This window comes from Pseudomonas sp. NCIMB 10586 (genome assembly GCF_023127895.1).
GTDB classification, from domain to species: Bacteria; Pseudomonadota; Gammaproteobacteria; order Pseudomonadales; family Pseudomonadaceae; genus Aquipseudomonas; species Aquipseudomonas synxantha_A.
Window position 1 is genome coordinate 237,363 of record NZ_SPKQ01000007.1, and the last position, 20,379, is coordinate 257,741.

Annotated in this window: 14 protein-coding genes; 3 read left to right on the plus strand and 11 right to left on the minus strand. The window is 61.1% G+C overall.

The genetic code is table 11. The features are described 5' to 3' along the window. Position 1: 1 nt before the first annotated feature. The 11 genes from E4P01_RS03205 to tssA all read right to left on the minus strand — a co-directional run bounded on the left by E4P01_RS03205 (position 2) and on the right by tssA (position 16,714). The gene (locus tag E4P01_RS03205) at positions 2-4,303 is read right to left on the minus strand and encodes an RHS repeat-associated core domain-containing protein (RefSeq protein WP_248129885.1); all 4,302 of its coding nucleotides are present in this window, start codon (positions 4,301-4,303) and stop codon (positions 2-4) included. Positions 4,304-4,317: 14 nt separating this feature from the next. Continuing rightward, positions 4,318-4,752: a DcrB-related protein gene (locus E4P01_RS03210; protein WP_032878688.1), complete on the minus strand. Its 435-nt coding sequence runs from the start codon at positions 4,750-4,752 to the stop codon at positions 4,318-4,320. A gap of 15 nt (positions 4,753-4,767) precedes the next feature. Then, positions 4,768-6,714, minus strand: a complete 1,947-nt coding sequence (locus E4P01_RS03215) for a type VI secretion system Vgr family protein (protein ID WP_032878689.1) — start codon at positions 6,712-6,714, stop codon at positions 4,768-4,770. A 156-nt stretch (positions 6,715-6,870) separates the two neighbouring features. Beyond that, a complete protein-coding gene (gene tssH, locus E4P01_RS03220; RefSeq protein ID WP_248129886.1) occupies positions 6,871-9,525 on the minus strand; it encodes a type VI secretion system ATPase TssH in 2,655 nt (884 codons plus the stop codon). Further along, positions 9,518-10,561 carry a type VI secretion system baseplate subunit TssG gene (tssG, locus tag E4P01_RS03225; protein WP_216090489.1) on the minus strand — a complete coding sequence of 348 codons (1,044 nt, stop codon included), beginning with the start codon at positions 10,559-10,561 and terminating at the stop codon, positions 9,518-9,520. The genes tssH and tssG overlap by 8 nt, the downstream gene beginning before the upstream one ends. Then, positions 10,525-12,384 carry a type VI secretion system baseplate subunit TssF gene (gene tssF, locus E4P01_RS03230; RefSeq protein ID WP_216090488.1) on the minus strand — a complete coding sequence of 620 codons (1,860 nt, stop codon included), beginning with the start codon at positions 12,382-12,384 and terminating at the stop codon, positions 10,525-10,527. The genes tssG and tssF overlap by 37 nt, the downstream gene beginning before the upstream one ends. Then, entirely contained in the window at positions 12,381-12,896 is a 516-nt protein-coding gene (gene tssE / locus E4P01_RS03235; protein WP_005792513.1) for a type VI secretion system baseplate subunit TssE, read from the minus strand. Before tssE ends, tssF begins: the two co-directional genes overlap by 4 nt. Positions 12,897-12,974: 78 nt before the next feature. Then, complete coding sequence (locus E4P01_RS03240; RefSeq protein WP_005792512.1) at positions 12,975-13,463, minus strand: type VI secretion system tube protein Hcp; 489 nt, start codon at positions 13,461-13,463, stop codon at positions 12,975-12,977. Positions 13,464-13,634: 171 nt separating this feature from the next. Next, positions 13,635-15,131, minus strand: coding sequence for a type VI secretion system contractile sheath large subunit (gene tssC / locus E4P01_RS03245; protein WP_005792511.1), 1,497 nt, complete (start codon positions 15,129-15,131; stop codon positions 13,635-13,637). A 2-nt stretch (positions 15,132-15,133) separates the two neighbouring features. Continuing rightward, the gene (gene tssB / locus E4P01_RS03250; RefSeq protein WP_003195557.1) at positions 15,134-15,640 is read right to left on the minus strand and encodes a type VI secretion system contractile sheath small subunit; all 507 of its coding nucleotides are present in this window, start codon (positions 15,638-15,640) and stop codon (positions 15,134-15,136) included. Positions 15,641-15,694: 54 nt separating this feature from the next. Next, complete coding sequence (gene tssA / locus E4P01_RS03255; protein WP_032878693.1) at positions 15,695-16,714, minus strand: type VI secretion system protein TssA; 1,020 nt, start codon at positions 16,712-16,714, stop codon at positions 15,695-15,697. Between the two features lie 393 nt (positions 16,715-17,107). Between tssA and tagH the strand changes: the two genes are divergently transcribed. Genes tagH through tssK form a run of 3 tightly spaced genes read left to right on the plus strand, consistent with a single transcriptional unit; the run spans position 17,108 to position 20,373 of the window. Beyond that, complete coding sequence (gene tagH / locus E4P01_RS03260) at positions 17,108-18,454, plus strand: type VI secretion system-associated FHA domain protein TagH (protein WP_216090487.1); 1,347 nt, start codon at positions 17,108-17,110, stop codon at positions 18,452-18,454. 56 nt (positions 18,455-18,510) lie between these two features. Further along, complete coding sequence (gene tssJ, locus E4P01_RS03265) at positions 18,511-19,020, plus strand: type VI secretion system lipoprotein TssJ (protein WP_005792508.1); 510 nt, start codon at positions 18,511-18,513, stop codon at positions 19,018-19,020. Between the two features lie 18 nt (positions 19,021-19,038). After that, positions 19,039-20,373 carry a type VI secretion system baseplate subunit TssK gene (gene tssK, locus E4P01_RS03270; protein ID WP_005792507.1) on the plus strand — a complete coding sequence of 445 codons (1,335 nt, stop codon included), beginning with the start codon at positions 19,039-19,041 and terminating at the stop codon, positions 20,371-20,373. Positions 20,374-20,379 lie beyond the last annotated feature (6 nt).

Consider the following 20,379-nt stretch of genomic DNA (forward strand, 5'->3'; position numbering starts at 1 on the left):
GTTAATTGACCTTGTTAATATGTTCGGCGATGACTTTGTCGATTTCCATCGCTTTTTTCACGATCTGGGCACGGGTTGGCTTAGGGTTATTTTTCCTAAAGCTTGCCCACATTGGACTCACTATTTTTCTGTGAACATTTCTTGGCAACCCTTGCAGGTTTGACAACGAAGTTCGCATGGATTCAGGGAACAATTTTTTAACGCCTATATACATCTGAGGAATTCGATGATGCACTTCCATTTTCAGGCGCCCTCTGAATTTCTTCATTCGGGCGTATGCTTTGAAATAAGGCCGCAGGTGACATTTAAGACCCTCAGGGTCTATCCAAGCAATAGGGTTGGGCGCATAGACGTATAGATTCTGCCCACCCAACAGACCAATCGGGTCAGGAGTCGTAAATCGTCCTATATCGGGATCATAAAACCTGAACGTGTTGAAATGCAGCCCTGTCTCCCGGTCCAGATACTGTCCTTGGAACCGCAGGTTCTGCTCTTCAATGTAGTAAGGCTCGCGCACCTCCTCCACCGTGTTGCCCCATACCGTATACGTCGCACGCCAAGTGTCACGTCCGTCTGCTTCTGTCAGACGTTCGGGTAAACCATTGAGGTCGTTGTGGTAATAGCGAATTTTTTGCGACGGGCCGACACCGTCCACGCGGGCTAAAGGCTCGCTTCCTTCTTCCTCATAGACATAAAGGCTGGTCTGGCTATGTTTGTGCTCCTGCAACAACCTCAATCCATCCCAGGTAAATCGCGTCACGCCCAATCGATAGCCGTCGTTGCCATGCTCGGTTTTTTCGACGCGACGGCCCAACGGATCGTATGTCATTCTGACTACACTGCCGTTTGCATTGTGCACTTCGACCAGTCGGCTTTCTGCGTCGTAGGCAAAACGCTGGAAGCCACGCGCAGCGCTACGCTTTTCAATCATTCGTCCAAGAGCGTCGTACGTGTAACGCTTATCCTGAAATGTCAGCAGGCGGTTATGTCGTACCAGACCGCTTTGTTGCGATCCGTCCAGCAGGTTGGCCGCAGCATCATAGGCATAGGTCTCGCTCCGTCCGCCCCGTTGGCTGACGAGGATACGTCCGGTACTGTCGTAGCCCAGATACTCTTGACGATCGTGCTGGCGGTCAACACGGCGGCGTCCGATCAGGTTGTCGCTGGAGTCGTAGCTGTAATCGGTCTCGACCAATGGAGGCAGCTGCCATGGTTGGTCGATGCTGCGCCGCTGACGCGAGCGGACCCTTCCACTTCGATCATAGGCGGTACTTGTCTTGAGTTGACCCTGGGTACGCTGCACTTCGCGATGCAAGCGATCACGCTCGAAGTCGCTGATAACCTTTCCATCGAGATTCAACTGATGCAGGTGGCCACTGCCGTAGTACAGGCGGTTCAGCCATCGACCATCAGGCAAACCGGTTTGAATCAGATTTCCCAGTTCGTCGTAACGATGCTGCACAGACCCTGCCGAGCTTTTCTCCTCAAGGAGCTGCCCCATGGCGTCATAGCTGAAGCCAAGTGATTGCTCACTACCATCAGGCGCCGTGAAAGTAACACCGACCAGTTGGTCGTTGAGGTCGTGCTCGTAGCTGGTGGTACCGTCCGCAGTTATTTTGCTGACCAGGCGTCCCACGGGATCTCGCTGAAACTGATGTGACAGCGGCGCTATCGGCTCACCTTCCGCCCCCGGCAGGTAGTCCACGGCTACGACATCATCCAGCGAATCATAGGTGTAGCAGCGCCGACTCTGGTCGAGGTCTTGCTGCTGCACCATACGGTCGGCCGCGTCCCATTCAAAACGGTAGCTTTCGCCGTTCTCGTTAGTCAGCTTGCGCAGTCGCCCGTAGGCGTCATGGTCGAACATGATCGTGCGGTTGTGCGCATCCCAGCGTTGCTTGACCAGGCCGCGTACGTCATAGGCATAGCGCGTGGTGCTACCGGCCGGGTCGATATAAACCGTCAGATAACCACTGGTGCTACGTTGAAATTGCTCCACGCGACCGTCGGGAAGCTGGCATTCCAGCAATAGTCCCTGAGGTCCGTATCGGTAGCGCACCGACTCACCTTCGGCATTGGTCTGCACTACCAGATTGCCAAACGCATCGTATTGATAACGAGTCGGATAACCCGAGCAATCCACTTCTTCGACCAGTTGGCTCCACTCGTTCCAATGCAACGTTCTGGTCTTTTCCGTGGCGTCGATGATTTGCACCGGCTGACCGAAACCGTCATAGACGTAACGCGTACGGTTTCCCAAGGGGTCGATTTCTTCGATGCAGTTGCCACGCTGGTCGTAGCGATAATGCCAACTGTTGCCTGCCGGATCGGTTTCCACTTGGGGCAATGCCCAGTGTTCCAGCCACTGCGTGCCGCGGGTTCTGGACCGCGGATCGATGACGGCGCTCAGGTTGCCGGATGCGTCATAGTTGAAACGCCACTGGCCGTTTTGCGGGTCAATCGCGCCGAGCAACTGGCGATCTTCGCTCCATTCAAACTGCCACGTATGGCCCAGGTTATCGACGTAGCGAGTGATCTGGAACTGCGGGTTCCAATGCCGCGTGCTGACCCGCATCAGGCCGTCGGTCACGCGGGTAATGCCGGCGTCCAGATCGTAATCGAAGCGGTATTCATCGCCCGCGTCGGTCCAGTGCCGGCTGACGCGCCATTCCGGGCCGTCTGGCCCTGGTACTTCAGCCCATTGGTAGAAACAGCGCAAACCACTCGGCAATTGGTGCTCGGCCATGCGCCTGCCGCTGTCGTAGGCAAAGCGCCGTAGGGTTGTGCCTTGGGCATCCAATACTTCGGCAAGATCGCCGTTGTTGTCATAGCGATAACTGACAAGTACGTCGCTGCGTGCATCGAAATGGTCCTGGCGCAGGTAACGCCGCTCGATGTGGCTCACACGCCGTGGATGTTCTATTGAATAACTCAGGTCCACATGCATCAAGTCATGCGTGTCGCGTAGGCGGCACAGCCGTCCTTGGGCATCGTAATCAAGGAAGATCCGACCTTCATTGCGATCACCCAGCAGGTGCAAGCGCATCCGTGAGTTGTTCTGCGGGTCGATTTCGAACAGCCGATACAGGCCGTCGATGCTCTCGATCAATACCGCGCCTTCACCGCTGCGTCTCACCGCAAGGCCTTCGCCCGGGTCGAACGCTCCACCGGACAACGGGATGTAACCGATCTCCAGGCGTCGCCCCTGCTCATCGATATAGAACAGGTTTTCGTCGGCATCTATTTCGACCGACACCTCATAGTCGACGCTCCAGCCGGCGCCGAAGAGGCCATCGCAACGCGTATCGAGACTGTTGTAGAAACGTTGCCAATCGATAGGGAGCAGGCCGGGCAGAACAAAGTCCAATTCTTCCTCTTCGCCCAAGACCTTGGCCCCCGTCGAACTGTGCACCGGATTGGGCGAGCCATTCATGGCGTTCTTGAGTGCCGAGGTGACCTTGGCAGTTCCGTAAGAGATTGCGCCGCCCACCAACGCCCCTCCGATCATGCACGGCAGCTTGGTCCAGAAACATTTCAAGTTGCCCCGCAACGCCATCACCACGGCAATGGCCAGCCCCACCCCCGGCGTTTTCCCGCTACGAATCTCCTGCACCACGATGGTCTCGCCACCAATGCGCACATCCGGCGAAATCAGACCCTCAGCCGTTCCAATCTTGGCGTCACAGGTACTGCGATCCCCGCTGCGTGCCGCCGGCTGACCATTGATGAATACCGAACTGGAACCCTCGGCAATGAACTGCAGGGGCATGGGCGGGTGCTTGTTGCACGCCACGGTGTCCAGCGGGCAAGGCTCTGTGCCGGGCGCAGGCGAGGCGACCGTCGGGCGCCACATCTGCGAGAAAAACTCTCCGGCCATATCCAGGAAGCTTGGCGCTGGCGGCTCGCTGGGCGCGACGGGCACAGCCGTCATCTTGCCGGCGGCGCGGGCAGCCTTTTTGCCATTGATGAACACGTTGTGCGAGCCGCTGGTGATGAACGCATCGATCACCGGCGGGAACACCCAGTTGGCGGCGGACTCGCACCAACTGGATATCTTCAAGTCGGCGCCAGTGAGCCCAGCGGTGATGCCGACGACCGCGCCCACCACCAAAACCAATGCAACACCGCCTGTGGCAATGGTTGCACCGGTCGCGAGGAACACCGCTCCGGCAACGGCCAGGCAGCCCACAGTAGTGATCGCCGCATAGGCGGCCACTTCCAGCACACCGCCGAGAATATCGGCCATCACCGAGGTGTGCAGCAGTGCGTCGCCTTCGCGGGCAGCCCAAAGATCGTCACTCATCGCTCAGGCTCGACTCAGGGCGTAGCAGTAAAATTGAGCGTGTTTTTCAGCGTTGCCCAATGAGCCGCCTCGGCAGGGCCCAGGGGCTGGGTCTTGACGTAGCTCAGTGCAATCAGTTGGCGGGTGCCGGGTATCTGCATTGCCAGCTGATATTGGTAAATGTTGTCGCTGCCTTTGTTGAAACGGTTCTGTACTTCAAAGGCGTCGATGTCCTGCGTCGGACCGACCTTGACCGCTTGTGCAGGGGAATAGCGCAGATCCTTGACCTGCTGCTCGAGTTTTTTCAGCTGGCCTTCGAAATTGCTTTGCAGGCTCTCGCCGTCCGCCAACGGGCTGCGGCTCACCACTAGGGTGGTGCCCAGCTTGGCGAACTTGAGGATATTGATCGAGGTGTCCTGTACCTCGGCATCGGGCAGGGTGAATTGGGCTTCGTTGATCAGGTAATTCATGGTGAAGAAGTCTCGTTATTGACCAGCGCCGGGCTTGCCGGGGAATTTTGATTCGACGGCGGACTTGATCGTGTCTTGCACGCCCTGGGCGCCGGGCGATGTGCCCTTGTCACTGCCCAGGTTGATGTCCAGTTTGCCCTTTGTCTGGATCTTGCTGCTGCCGGTGGAAAACAGGTTGAACGAGCCGCAGGTCAGGTTGATATCCCCGCCTGCCTTGAGCTCGATCACACTGTCGCCGCACACCAGGCGAATACTCTCGCCGGCCTCGATGGTGTAGTGCGTGGCGGCGCTGTCGGACTTGGCGCCACCCACGATCACCGTGTCGTTGTTGCGCACAACCCGCAGACGATTGCTGCCGATGGTCACCGTCTCGTTATGGCCAATACTCTTGTTGCGGTCATGCCCCACCGAGTGGCTTTCATCCACCTCCACCACGATGTCCTGATTGCGCTCGGCATGGATATACAACTGCTCCAGACCCTTCTTGTCCTCCATGCGGATTTCATTGAAGTTGGCCGGCGTGCCGCCTTTGCTGGAGCGGCTTTTCATGCCGCTCTGGGTGGCGTTTTCCGGTAGGTCGTAAGGCACAGTCTGCTCGGCGTTGTACACCCGCCCGGTGATGATCGGGCGGTCCGGATCGCCTTCAAGGAAGCTGACGATCACTTCCTGGCCGATTCGTGGAATCTGCATCGAGCCCCAGTTCTTGCCGGCCCAGGATTGCGACACACGGATCCAGCACGAGCTGTTCTCGTTGGATTGGTCGTGGCGGTCCCAGTAGAAATGCACCTTCACGCGGCCGTACTGGTCGGTCCAGATTTCCTCGCCTTTGGGGCCCACCACCAATGCAGTCTGCGGGCCTTTGACGATAGGGCGATGGGTGTTGGCCAGTGGGCGGAAACTCTGTTGGGCGTCGATGCAGGTCAGGCTGCTTTCGAATTGCGCCGAACCGGAGCCGCCGCCGCTCTCCAGGCTTTCCTGGACGATGTAGTAGCGACAGCCGACGATCAGGTATTCGCGGTTCTGATCCTGACGACTGAAGCCGGTGAGGCTGAACAGGTGGCCCGACCCCAGGCCACGCGCATTGCCGGCGAACTCGATCTGCTCGTGCAGGGTTTGCAGGGCTTCGATGCGGGTACGTGCGTAGTGTTCGCCGTCGGCGCTTTGCACGTAGGTGCCGGGGTAGTCGTACAGCGGATAGTCGCCGCCGGTGTGTGGGCGCGGCATGGCCGAGCGCACGTCGATGCTCGCGCTGGGGCGTTGGAAGTCGTAGTCGTTGAGCTCCAGCGAACCCGGCTGCACCTCCTGCGCCAAGTGCCAGTTGTGCATATGGTCGCGTTCGCGTTGCTGCTCGTCCTTGGGGTAGTAGGGGATCGATCCGTAGCCCGGCACCGTGGTGTGGGCGCCATAGGCGTCGGCCAGCACCAGCACGTGGCGATCCTGTTCATGGCGAAAGAAGTAGTAGATGCCTTCTTGTTCCATCAGGCGGCTGACGAAATCGAAGCTGGTCTCGCGGTACTGCACGCAGTATTCCCACTCGCGATACGGTCGGCTCAGGGCGTCTTCGAAATCGGAAAAACCCAGGTCGCGGAACACCTGCTTGATGATCTGCGGGATGCTCAGGTTCTGGAAAATCCGGCAATCGGAGGTGCGGCTGAGCAACCACAGCCATGGGCGCAGGGTGACCTGGTAACTGGCGAACTGACCCTGGTCGATGTTCTGGCTGCAACGCGCGACGATGCCGTGAAAGTGCCGCTCGCCACCGTCCGCCAGTTGCAGGCCCACGCTCATGGGCTTGCCGAGCAACTGGTTGAGGTCGATGTTGGCGTCCAGGGACGTCAGTTGCAGCTCATAGTTGAACAGCCTTCCTAACTCTTCACCGCCGCCCATTTCGTTGAGCAACAGCACATCCGGCCCGAGAGGGCTGGTGATCTTGGCCAGGCGTGAGGCTTGGTTGAATAGCATCGGTTAACCCGTAAGTGTCGTAATAACTGAAGAAACCGAATCCAATGTGGGAGGGGGCTTGCTCCCGATAGCAGTGTGTCAGTTATGCATTGGGTGACTGATTCACCGCTATCGGGAGCAAGCCCCCTCCCACAATTTTTATCGCATTCCGTCAGGTCAATCGTTGAACTGGTAGTGCAATTCATTACCCCGGCTGCTGACCCGCCCCCCCGCCAGCGCCTTGCCTTCCAACATGCGCGTCAGAAATTCCCGGCTCATGTCCGGCAGCAGGCTGTTGGTGAGGATAGTGTCGATCATGCGCCCACCGCTTTCGGTTTCAGTGCAGCGCGAGACGATCAAATCGACCACCGCATCGTCGTAGTCAAAGGCGACTTTGTGGGTGTTCTCCACGCGCTTCTTGATGCGGTTCAGTTGCAGGCGCGTGATCGCCTTGAGCATCTCGTCGCTCAGCGGGTAGTAGGGAATGGTCACCAAACGTCCCAGCAGCGCCGGTGGGAAAATCTCCAGCAACGGCTGGCGCAGGGCCTTGGCGATTTCTTCCGGCTCGGGAATGTTCGCCGGGTCCTTGCAGACGTGGGAGATCAGCTCGGTACCGGCGTTGGTAGTCAGCAGGATCAGGGTATTCTTGAAGTCGATCACTCGGCCTTCGCCGTCTTCCATCACGCCCTTGTCGAACACCTGGAAGAAGATCTCATGCACGTCCGGGTGAGCTTTTTCCACCTCGTCCAACAGCACCACGCTGTAGGGCTTGCGCCGCACCGCTTCGGTCAGCACGCCGCCTTCGCCGTAGCCGATATAGCCCGGTGGCGCGCCCTTGAGGGTGGACACGGTGTGGGCTTCCTGGAACTCGCTCATGTTGATGGTGATGACGTTCTGCTCGCCGCCGTACATGGCTTCGGCCAGTGCCAGGGCGGTTTCGGTCTTGCCCACACCCGAGGTGCCGGCCAGCATGAACACGCCAATCGGCTTGCTCGGGTTGTCGAGGCCGGCGCGGGAAGTCTGGATGCGCTTGGCGATCATCTGTAGGGCGTGGTCCTGGCCGATGATGCGTTTTTTCAGGTGCTGGTCGAGGTTGAGCACGGTCTCCAGTTCGTTGCGCGCCATGCGGCCCACCGGGATGCCGGTCCAGTCGGCGACCACCGAGGCCACGGCCTGGTAATCCACGGTCGGCAGGATCAGCGGGGTTTCGCCTTGCAGGGCGGTGAGGCGCTGTTGCAGGTCGATCAGTTGCGTGCGGAGTTCATCGCTGCCGCTATCTACGACGCCGGCCTTTTCGCGCAAGGTGGCACGGGTGGCGAGCAGTTCATCCACCAGGGCTTTCTCTTCGGCCCAACGGTTTTCCAGGGTCGCCAGGCGCTCGCGCTCGGTGCTCAACAGGGCTTCGCTGTTGCTCTGGCGCGTACCAATGGCAATGCCGATGGCCTGTTCGCGGGCGATGATTTGCAGTTCGGTTTCCAGCGCTTCGATGCGGCGACGGCTGTCGTCCACTTCGGCGGGCACTGCGTGCAGGCTGATGGCGACACGGGCGCAGGCGGTGTCCAGCAGGCTCACGGACTTGTCCGGCAACTGGCGCGCCGGGATGTAGCGGTGCGACAGCTTCACCGAGGCTTCCAGGGCTTCATCGAGGATCTGCACCTGGTGGTGTTTTTCCATGGTCGAGGCCACGCCGCGCATCATCAGCAGCGCCTTGTCTTCCGACGGCTCGGCAACCTGTACCACCTGGAAGCGGCGGGTCAGCGCCGGGTCTTTTTCGATGTGCTTCTTGTACTCGGCCCAGGTGGTGGCGGCCACGGTACGCAAGGTGCCACGGGCGAGGGCGGGCTTGAGCAGGTTGGCCGCGTCGCCAGTGCCTGCCGCACCACCGGCACCCACCAGGGTATGGGCTTCGTCGATAAACAGGATGATCGGCTTGGGCGACGCCTGCACGTCTTCAATGACCTGGCGCAGGCGCTGTTCGAACTCGCCCTTCATGCTGGCGCCGGCTTGCAGCAGGCCCACGTCAAGGCTGCGCAGCTCCACATCCTTGAGCGCAGGCGGCACGTCACCGGCGACGATGCGCAGGGCGAAACCTTCGACCACGGCGGTCTTGCCCACCCCGGCTTCACCGGTGAGGATCGGGTTGTTCTGGCGCCGACGCATGAGGATGTCCACCAGTTGGCGGATCTCCTCGTCACGGCCCACGATTGGGTCGAGCTTGCCGCTGCGGGCCTGTTCGGTCAGGTCCACAGTGAAACGCTTGAGCGCTTCCTGCTTGCCCATCGCGCTGGGCGCCATGGCGCCGCTGGCCTCGCCTGGCACACCGGCATTGAAGCCGTCGCTGGCGCTCAAGGCGTTTTCCGGCGAGTCACCGACGTATTCATCAAAACGTTCGCTCAAGGCCTCGGCCTTGATCTTGTCGAACTCGCCGGACAAACCCAGCAACGCATGGCGCAGGCTCGGCGTCTTCAAGATGCCCAGCACCAGATAACCGGTGCGCACCTGGCTTTCGCCGAACATCAGGCTGCCATACACCCAGCCGCGTTCTACGGCCTCTTCCACATGGGAGGACAGGTCGGTGATCGACGTGGAGCCGCGCGGCAGGCGGTCCAGGGCTTCGGTGAGGTCGCGGGCCAGGCGTGCCGGCTCCACGTTGAACTGGCGGATGATGCGGTGCAGGTCGGAGTCCTGCAGTTGCAGCAACTGGTGGAACCAGTGGGCCAGTTCCACATACGGATTGCCCCGTAATTTGCAGAACACGGTGGCGGCTTCGATGGCCTTGTAGGCCACGCTGTTGAGTTTGCCGAACAGTGCGGCGCGACTGATTTCACCCATGCTCTGGATTCCTTGAGGTGGTGGCGTGGTCGGCGTAATGCCGGGCCAGGATTAGGTCGTTGGCGTCATGCGCAGGTTGGCCGAGCCAGGTATTGAAGCCCAGGCGGAACTGGCCGTTGAGTTGCAGCGCCGGAACTTCGGGTTGTTGCAAAACCAGGTTCAAGTCCCAGTCCAATTCATGGCCCAGGTACTCGGCCACCCACGCCACCAGCTCGTTGAACGGCTGTTGGCCGGGCAGCATGCCCATGTAGTCATCCAGCGTGAGCGGGCCCAGGCGGATGCGGAATTTGTGCTGGCGGTCCCACACGTGGCTGCCCAGGCAGAAGTCCACGCCCAACTGGTTGGCGCTGACGCCCACGCGGCTGCGTTCGGGCAGTTCCAGCCATTGGCCGACGTATTCTTCGATCTCTACCGGCAGGCCGAAATACTCGCTGAGGATCGCTTTCAAGCCATCCGGGTAGCGGGTTTGCGCCGACAGATGGCCGCTGTAATGCAGCTTTGCGGTATCGGGGATGAGCCCTTGATTGAGCAGGCTCGGCATCCCGCGACCACTCAGGGCGGCGAGGCGGGCGGACCAGTAGTCATCGTCCGGCCGGTCGTGGCTGACCGTCGGACGTGCCTCGGCCCAGGCTCGGTAGAACAGCGTCAGCAAGCGATGGTGGAACACATCCAGGAACTGCTTGCTGGTGCTGTCGGCGTTATTGCGCTGACGCTCGCGCACGTACTCGGTGATATGCAGCGGCAGCGGGCCGTTGGGGCCGCCGAGACCGAAGAAGAACTGCTCCAGGCGCGCCGGCTTGCCGTCGCCGCCGGGGTCGACCGACGCCAGCGTCGCCGGCGCGAAGGTGCAATCGGCCTGTTGCCCGAGGCGCAAGGGATCATCCGCCAGGCGCAGGGAATGGCCCAGGCGCGGCAGGTCCGGCGATTCGCACTCGATACGTCGCAGCGCCTGGAAGAAGTCATATTCCCAGGGCTCCTGATGCATCGCATCCAGGGTACTCACAGGGTCGGACGCCGTCCGGGCTTGGCTTTCCATCGCATGATCTCGCCGCGTTCGGTGGTACGGATCACCGTCTCGGTAAAACTGTTGATCGACACATAACGTGCCAGGAAGCGCTCCAGCACTGCACCGAGCAGGAACACGCCGGTACCGCGAAACGCGTTTTCATCGAATTGCAGGGTGATTTCCAGGCCGCGGCCAAACACGATCGGGCCGGGCATCGGCAGGCGCCGGGTCACCGCCTTGCTGCTGACTTCGCGCAAGCCTTCGATCTGCAATTGCAGGGCGGCGTCGTTGCTGTCGCCGTACAGGCGCAATAACTCACGCAGGGCGCCGGCACCTTGGCCCTGTTCGCTCAAAGACAGGTAATTGAGCGACAGCTGGCTGATCAGGCGCCAGGCCTTGGCATCATGGGCATGGCTGGCACGTGGGCGGCTGGGGCCTGCGACGCAACGCACAGAAAGCACCGGGGCGCTGTCGGCCAGGGTGAAATCGGTCTTGCCATTGCCCACGCTCATGAACAGCGGCAAGTCGCGGTTGGTGCACAGCGCCGTGACGCCCAACTGGCGCAAGTCATGGCCGTAAGGCGCCTGGCGGCTGTCCACCAGGCTGACGAAGGTTTCGCTGCCCACGTAGGTGGAGCGCGGACCGTTGCGGCGCTGGTCGCTGGACAGCACGCGTGGCTCGCGGCGCACCGTGTAGTAAGCCTGGTCACGGCCATAACGCGACGGATCACGCACCGCATAGAAGGGTAAAAACGGCTGCTCCGGCCCGGTGCCGTGGCCGGTGATGCCGCTCAAGGAGTGAATCTCGAAATCCATCGGCCGCGTGCGGTCGGCGATCACGTGGTGTTCGTTGACCCGGTCAGACAAGTGGATGCGGTCTACACGTTTTGGGAACAGGTTGATCGCGGGGGTGCAGAAGGGCAAAAACTGCGCTGCGCCAACGCTGCCTTCCAGGCTCGGTTCGTGGCGGTCGAACAGCACGATCAGTTCCAGCTCCTGGCCGTCGCAACGCTTGACCGCCCGGCCCAGCTCGGCGAACTCGACGAACAGGAAGCGGTGGGGCAGGGCGAAGTATTCCTGCAACAACCGGTAGCCCTGGAACGCCCGCGCCACTACCGGCATCGCCGCGTCGGCATCGTCAAACCCACGGGAGCGCAACGCGTCTTGGGGCAAACGCTCAACCCAATCGCCGCCGGGTTTGCGTGCAAACACCGCGCAGGCATTGCCCAGCAGTTGTTCGTAGAGGCGGAATGGTTGCTCGTCGGCACCACTGAGGTACAGCGGCAGGTTATCCAGCTCAAGGCTGCTGAACGGCAATTCGGCGCCGGTGCGCAAGGTCAGGCGCAACCCCGCCTTGGCTTTCGGCTCGCTGGCGGCCAGGCGACCGAACACGGCGGCGGGGTTGCCGAAGTATTCGGCGTGACTGACCTGCAAGGGCCACAGCGTCACCGGATGTGCGGTGCGGTACTCGCAGCAGGTCTGGGTTTCGCGGCCCAGGGCGGCGCGCAATACCGTGTCGCGGGGCAGGGGGAAACCGCTGGCCAGGGAGCCTTCATCCGGGTCGGTCTGCAATTGCACCACGGTCATCGACGGGGTGGGCGCCAGGTAGTGCGGGTAGGCGATTTCCAGCAGGTTGTGGGTGAAGGTCGGGTACTCGGCGTCGAGCTTGAGCTGCACCCGGGCCGTGAGGTAGGCAAAGCCTTCAAGCAAGCGTTCGACGTAGGGGTCGGCGCAGTCCATACCGGACAGGGTCAGCCGACTGGCGATCTTCGGGTATTCCTTGGCGAACTCGGCGGCGCTTTCGCGCACGTGGTGCAGTTCCTGGTTGTACAGCTCCAGCAGGCGCGGATTCATGGGCGTCTCCGCTGGTCGGCATTGACCACGCGTACGTGGCCGGACTCCAGGTCCAGGTCGGTTTGCAGCAGCAGGCGCAACGGCACTGGCTGCGCCCACAGGTCACCTTCGATCTCGAAACTCAGGGCGTTGTGGTTCATCTCGCCATGGCCGACACGGGCTTTGACCCGCAGGGTGTGGCGCAGGATGCGTGGCTCGAAGGTGGCGATGGCCTGGTAGATCAGGGCTTCCAGGGCCTTGATGTCGACGCTGGAAACGCTGTTGCCCGCCAGTGCCGGCAGGCCGTAATTGACCACCGAGGTACCGGCCGGGGTGTGCAGCGTCGCATCGGCATCAAGTAACGAGGTGGTGTTGAGCAGCCACGCCAGGTCACGCAGTACCGAGGCTTTCAATTGGGTCAGGGATAGCACGCGTTTGTCGGCGCTTTCCTTGGGATTGGTCGGGTCGTCGTCGGTCAGCCGGTCCAGCAGGGACGGTTGCAGACGGTCGCGGGAAGCGATTTCAGTTACCACCAAAGCAGCTCCACGGACGGGTTGCGAGAGAGACAAGATGCCTGTGGCCGTGGCGCGGGGTCACGGCCACAGGGGCTATCAGCGCTTGGTGTTGGAACGGATGTTCCAGCCAAACTTGATCGCGCCGCCGTCTTTGGTGCCGTCGGCTTTCTGCGGCTGGTAGTCGACCATCACTTGGGCGAAGTTCAGGGTCACGTTCTCGGTCAGGCGATCATCGGTGCCCGAGCCGCCGGTGCTCAGGGAGGTGACCAGCACTTCTTCCAGGTTGATCACCATGTACTCGACCTGGCTTTCGCCACCGGCCTTGCGCACGGTCAGCTTGACCTTGTCGATGTGCTTGCCGCTGGCGCAGTGCATCATCAGGTTGGGCGAAGCCTTGTCGACGTACTTGGTCAGCGACAGGTCCTGGATATTCACCTTGCCCGCACCGCCGCCACCGCCAACGTGCATGTTGCCGGACTGGGCCATGCCCCAGCTCCAGTTCAACACGTCGATTTCGTCCTTGTGGGCCTTGTCCATGGACTCGCCCTTGATGTCGCCGATCTTGATGAAAATATCAACAGCCATGTTTTCTCCCTGTGTGGTCTCAGCCACGATATTGGGTTACCGCCAATGGGGCAGTGCTTTTCTGGGGGGCTGGCTTGCCTGCGATAGCATCACCGCGGTCTGGCTGGCAGACCGCGTCGCCTGCATCGCGGGCAAGCCCGGCTCCCACAGAAGAACCGGTTCAACAGTTACTTATGCGCTCTTGGCAGAAGGCAGCTTCGATACCAGTCGCAACGACACCGTCAGCCCTTCAAGCTGGTAGTGCGGGCGCAGGTAGAACTTGGAGTTGTAATACCCCGGGTTGCCTTCGACTTCTTCCACGATCACTTCGGCAGCCGCCAATGGGTGCTGGGCCTTGGTGGTTTCGGTGGAGTGCGCAGGGTCGCCGTCGACGTAGTTGAGGATCCAGTCCTGCAACCAGCGCTGCATCTCGTCCTTCTCTTTGAAGGAGCCGACCTTGTCGCGCACGATGCACTTCAAGTAGTGGGCGAAACGGCAGGTGGCGAACAGGTACGGCAGGCGCGCGGCCAGGTTGGCGTTGGCGGTGGCGTCCGGATCGTCGTATTCGGCCGGTTTCTGCAACGACTGTGCGCCGATGAACGCGGCAAAGTCGGTGTTTTTCTTGTGCAGCAGCGGCATGAAACCGTTCTTCGCCAGTTCCGCTTCACGGCGGTCGCTGATAGCGATTTCGGTCGGGCACTTCATGTCCACACCACCGTCATCGGTAGGGAAGGTGTGGGCCGGCAGGTTTTCCACTTCACCGCCAGACTCGATACCACGGATGCGCGAGCACCAGCCGTAGTGCTTGAACGAACGGTTGATGTTCACCGCCATCGCGTAGGCGGCGTTGGCCCAGGTGTACTTGGAGCTGTCGGCGCCGTCGGTGTTTTCTTCGAAGGCGAAGGCTTCCACTGGGTCGGTCTTGGCGCCATACGGCAGGCGCGCCAGGAAGCGCGGCATGGTCAGGCCGATGTAGCGCGAGTCTTCCGATTCACGCAGCGAGCGCCAGCCGGCGTATTCCGGGGTGGTGAAAATCTTGGTCAGGTCGCGTGGGTTCGACAGTTCCTGCCAGGAGCCCATGCCCATCACGGTTGGCGATGCGGCCGCGATGAACGGCGAGTGCATGGCGGCGCAGACTTTCGACAGCTCGCCCAGCAGTTCCACGTCGGGTGGCGACTGGTCGAAGTAGTAATCGCCCACCAGGCAGCCGTAGGGTTCGCCGCCGAACTGGCCGTATTCTTCTTCGTACATCTTCTTGAAGATCGGGCTCTGGTCCCACGCGGTGCCCTTGAATTTCTTCAGGGTCTTGTGCAGCTCCGGCTTGGAAATGTTGAGCACGCGAATCTTCAGTTGCTCATCGCTCTCGGTGTTGTTGACCAGATAGTGCAGGCCACGCCAGGCGCTTTCCAACTGTTGGAAATCCTGGTGGTGGATGATCTGGTTGACTTGGGCAGTGAGCTTGGCGTCGATGGCGGCGATGATCGATTCGATCGACTTGATCGCATCGTTGGACACCAAGTCGGTTTGCGCCAGGGCTTGTTCAGCCAGAGTGCGCACCGCGGTTTCCACGGCTTCGCGGGCACGCTCGGTCTTGGGTTTGAATTCTTGCAGCAGCAGGTTGGCGAACTCGCTGGCTTCTTCGGTGGCACCCAGGATCTGGCTGCCTTCGCGGGCGGTATTGTCAGTCATGATTACTGCTCCCCTGCAGGCTTGGGCGCGCTGGCAAGTGCCTGAAGCAGTGCCGGGTCCTTGATCGCCTTCATGATGATTTCTTCAGCGCCGGTCTTGCCGTCCATGTAGGTCAGCAGGTTGGCCAACTGAGTGCGGGCTTCGAGCAACTGGTTCAGCGAGTCAACCTTGCGCGCCACGGCGGCCGGGCTGAAGTCGTCCATGCTTTCGAAGGTGATATCCAGGCTCAGGTTGCCTTCGCCGGTCAGCTCGTTGGGTACGTGGAACGCCACGCGTGGCTGCATGGCCTTGAGGCGTGAGTCGAAGTTGTCGACGTCCACTTCAAGGAACTTGCGGTCGGCCACGGGTGCCAGCGGCTCGGCGGGCTTGCCGGCGAGGTCGGCCATCACGCCCATTACGAAGGGCAGCTGGACCTTTTTCTCGGCGCCGTAGAGCTCGACGTCGTACTCGATCTGCACTCGAGGCGCACGGTTGCGCGCGATGAATTTCTGAGAACTTTGCTTCGCCACGTTGCTGCTCCTGGTCGCTTGAGCGACGGTGTTGTTACTGCACGGTCCGGCGGCTTACTCGCTGTCCGGGCCGCGCAGGTTTTCAAATTGGGACATGCCGTCGGGAATCAGATTGCGCACGATGGCCGCGAAGTCGGCGTGCACCAGATTTTTCGCTCGGTTCAACAACACCGGCAGCGGGCTCGAAGGCTCGTGTCGGGTGTAGTACGCAAGGATCTTGTCGAGGCTGCGCAACACGTCATCGCGAGTAGCGATGTCGCCCGTCGGGCGCGGGGCTGCGGGTGCGGCGGCGAAATCGACCGAGGGGGCATTGTCTTCACTGACGGCCTCGGGTTCGCTGCTGCTGTCGGTGCCGGGCACCGCTTGATTGAGTATTTGCAGGGCCTGCTTGAGCGGCTGCTTCAAGGCGCTGAGGTCCACGCCCTGGGCGGAACCGACCTGGTCATTGACCTGTTGCTCGATGGCTTCGCAGGCCGTACGCGCTGCGATCAACGCGTCGCGGGTGGCTTGCAGCAGCTCGGGGTCGCTGTCGAGGAATGCAGCGTTGAGCTGCTGGTTGCCCAGTTGCTCATCGGCAAAACTCTGCAGGCCGCTGGCGTTGAGCGCGGCGCGCAGGCTCACGGGCCCGAAGGTGCGTGAGCGTGTCAGGATGCTTTCGCGCAACAGGCGAATATTGGTGTCGCAGGTCAGGCCGGTCAGGGCGTTGATGCGCACGGTGGGGTCGTTGTCGTCGTCGGCATCCAGGCGCGGATGCACGTCGGCCCAGTATTCGCGCAGCAAGGCGTTGATCAGGACAAGGACTTCAGCCAGCCCGGCCACGCCCTGCAAGGCGAGGGAACTTTGCAGCAGGAAATGAGTGATGCGCAGGTCTTTGCTGCGCTGCAACAGGTCGAGGCTCTGCTGCTGGATGCTGCGCCACTCCGGCGGCTCGGCGGGCAGGATCGAGTCGCCCATGCTGCGCTCGGGCTGGCCCTTGGCATCACGTTCCAATTGCAGAAATTGCGCGTCATATTCCATGTCTTCGCCACAGGGCGAAGTTGCAGAAACGGCGGTGAGCAGCAACGGCACATCCACTGAGTTCGATCTCCTTATCAGCCCGCTGGAAGGCGGGCAACGCATGCATTAGTTGCGCAATGAACTGTGCATGTTTTCTTGGTCATACAATCAGAGTGCCACTACTGCGCCATCACTGATGTTCAAGAAGTTGTGCATTTTTGGTGTAGTAGTTATGCCTTGTCAAGGTAAGCTATTCGCCCTCTGTGACAGATGTGCGGTGTTTAACAACCTGTGCGACTGGCGGGTCGAAAGGCGCGCCCATGGAGGATTTTTGTCATGCAAGCCAGTTAAGATCAGCGATCATGCTGGTAAAAGCAGATTTTGGCGGTCGTTTTCGCGACCGCGGGCAAATCTTCAGGGAAGCGTGGCCCGTTGGGTAGACCGCGCGCGATGCATCAGCAAGGAGGCAAGATGTCGCTGTGTTTGACTATCACTAGTTATCACAAGATTACCCCAGGGCAATGCGCTGAAAAGTCCATGGATCAGGGCAGGATAGCTATTGGTCGCAGTTCGGATAATGACTGGGTATTGCCTGATCCTGAGCGTCTCGTCTCCTCCCAGCATTGCGTTATTCAATACAAAGATGGCCGTTATTACTTAACCGATAACAGCACCAATGGTGTGGAGTTGGTCAAGGCCGGTATTCGTATGCGCCGGGGTAACAGCGAGCCGCTGCAAGATGGCGAGTTGATCCGCATCGGCGATTACGAAATCCAGGCGCGCATCGACTTCAACGTGCAAGCCGTCGACAGCCAACCGTTTGCCGGTGAGTCGCCAAACAGCTTCGAAGCGCTGATGGGCGCTGTGGCGAGTCCGCCTGCGCCTACGCCGATGATCGCACCGCAATTCCACGGCGCCTCGTCGATGGAAACCCTGCCAGACCTGTTCGACTTCCTCAGCCCCACCGCCGTGCCGCCGCCCACTGTGGCGGACCATGTGCCATCCGAACAACACGATTTCCGCCCGCCGGCTCCGGTTGCTGTACCGATAGTCGAGAAACCGGTGGTGCAAGGCGCTGTCATTCCTGAAGACTGGGACCTGTTTGGCGACGTGCCTGCGCCCGCGCCCGTCGCCAATGCCGCGCCTGCCCCGGCGCCGATTGCCCCAGCACCGATTGCTCCGCCGCCCGTGGTCGAGCCGGTTGCGCTGGCCGTGGCAGACGCTGCGCAACCTACCGACCTCTTGCAAGCCTTCCTGCGTGGCGCCGGTCTCGACCAGTTGCGCCTGGACCAGGCCGACGCCAGCGCCCAGATGGAAAGCATCGGCCGCAGCTACCGGCTGATGGTCGAGGGCCTGATCGACGTATTGCGCGCCCGGGCCAGCCTCAAGGGCGAGTTCCGTATGCAGCAGACGATGATCCGCCCCGCTGAAAACAACCCGTTGAAATTCGCCCCGAATGCCGACGAAGCGTTACTGCTGCTGCTTCGTCATGGCAACCAGGCGTTTATGGCGCCGGACATCGCGGTACGGGACAGTTTCGATGACCTGCGCGCCCACCAGTTGGCCGTGATGGCTGGCGTGGAAGCGGCGATCAAACACCTGCTCGCGCGCTTTGAACCGGCGCAGTTGGAGGAACGCATGGGCAAGCCCGGTGGCCTTTCGAGCATTTTCAACGGCTCGCGCCAGGCCCAGTACTGGCAGCAGTTTACCGAGCTCTACAGCAACATTTCGCGCGAGGCCCAGGAGGATTTCCAGGACCTGTTCGGTCGCGAATTCAGCCGGGCCTACGAAGAGCACAGCGCACGACAGCGACGCTAAAGCGCGTCGCACTTATGGATAAAACGGATAGCTAAACACGTCATTGAGGACGCAGGATGATTCCCAGGTTTTTACTCGCAGCCGCTACCGCGCTGCTGCTGACCGCGTGTGCAAACGACGCGGCCAAACCCGAAGCGGCGGCCGACACGCAAGCCAACAGCGCCGCCGTCGAGTTGCATTTCCACGCGATCGCCGGGCTCAACCCCGGCGCCAATGGCCAGGCTGCGCCGGTGCGGGTGCGTATTTTCGAACTGAAAAACGCTGCGACCTTTTCCCGCTCCGATTACTTCGCCCTGGCTGACCGTGCGCAATCCACCCTCGGCCTCGACCTGCTGGACCAGGATGAAGTGGTGGTGCAACCCGGCCAGCAACTGAGCATTCAGCGTGACCTCAACCCGGCCACGCGCCAGATCGGCGTGCTGGTGGGCTATCGCGAGTTGGACCGCGCGCAATGGCGCGCCGTGATCAACGTAGCGCCGCGCCAATCCAGCGAATACCAGATCAGCCTCGATGTGCGTGCCGTGCGCGCCGACGTCGTGGTTTCCCCCTCCAGCCCAGCCCAATAACAAGCAATCGGAGCCCCCATGTCCTGGAACAATCGCGTGGTCTGGTCGGAAGGCATGTTCATCGCAACGCAGCACTTCCAGCAGCATGACCGTTACCTGGAAAACCTGATCGACGCGCGCAGCCGTCCGTTGTCGGCAGGGGCCTGGGGTTTTTCCGAGTTGCTGATCGACCAGGGCCTGCTGGCCCAGGGCAAGCTGGCGATCGTATCGGCCCGCGGCCTGTTGCCCGATGGCACGCCCTTCAATATCCCCCAGGATGACCTGGCGCCGAGCCCGTTGAGTATCGACGACAACCTGCGCGACGGCTTGGTGTACCTGGCCCTGCCGCTCAAGCGTGCCGGTGCGCGTGACACGGTTGAGGAAGGCGAAGCCCTGGAAGCTGCGCGTTATGTCAGCCAGGTGCGTGAAGTGCGTGACGACAACGCGCCGTTCGAAAACCGCGCCCCGGTAGCCGTGGGGTCGCGGGCATTGCGCCTGCTGACGGCGCAGGACGGCATCAGCGACTATGCCGCCATTGGCCTGGTACGCATCAAGGAAAAACGCGCCGACCGTGCACTGGTGCTCGACGACACCTACATCCCGCCGGTGCTGAATGTGACCGCAAGCAAACCGCTGACTGCGTTTCGCAGTGAACTGCTCGGCCTGCTGCACCAGCGTGGCGAAGCCCTGGCGGGGCGCGTGGTGGCCTCCGGCGCTGGCGGCGCTTCGGAGATTGCCGACTTCATGCTGCTGCAGCTGGTCAATCGCGCCCAGCCGCTGATCCAGCATTTGAGCCAGTTGAGCCCGCTGCACCCGGAGCGCTTCTTCAGCGAACTGGTGAGCCTGGCCGGTGAGTTTTCGACCTTCTCCACTTCAGGTCGCCGCCCGCAGGAATACCCGCAATACCAGCACGATGACTTGGCGCTGAGCTTCACTCCGGTGATGGCGGCCCTGCGTGAAGCGCTGTCGATGCTGATCGACAGCAAGGCCACGCCGATCCCGATTGTGGAGAAGGCCTACGGTATCCACGTGGCGATGCTGGCCGACAAGACCCTGCTCGACAACGCCAGTTTCATCCTCGTGGTGCGTGCCGATGTGCCCGGCGAAACCCTGCGCGCACGCTTTGGCCAGCAGAGCAAAGTCGGTTCGGTGGAGCACATTCGCGACATGGTCAACCTGCAACTGCCAGGCATTGGCTTGCTGCCGTTACCGGTGGCGCCGCGCCAATTGCCGTACCACGCCGGTAGTACCTACTACGAGCTGGACCGAGGCAGCGAGCACTGGCAGCAGTTGAGCAATTCCGGCGGCTTTGCCTTCCATATCGCCGGGCAGTTCCCGGGTTTGAACCTGGCCTTCTGGGCGATCCGAGGATAATCCGCG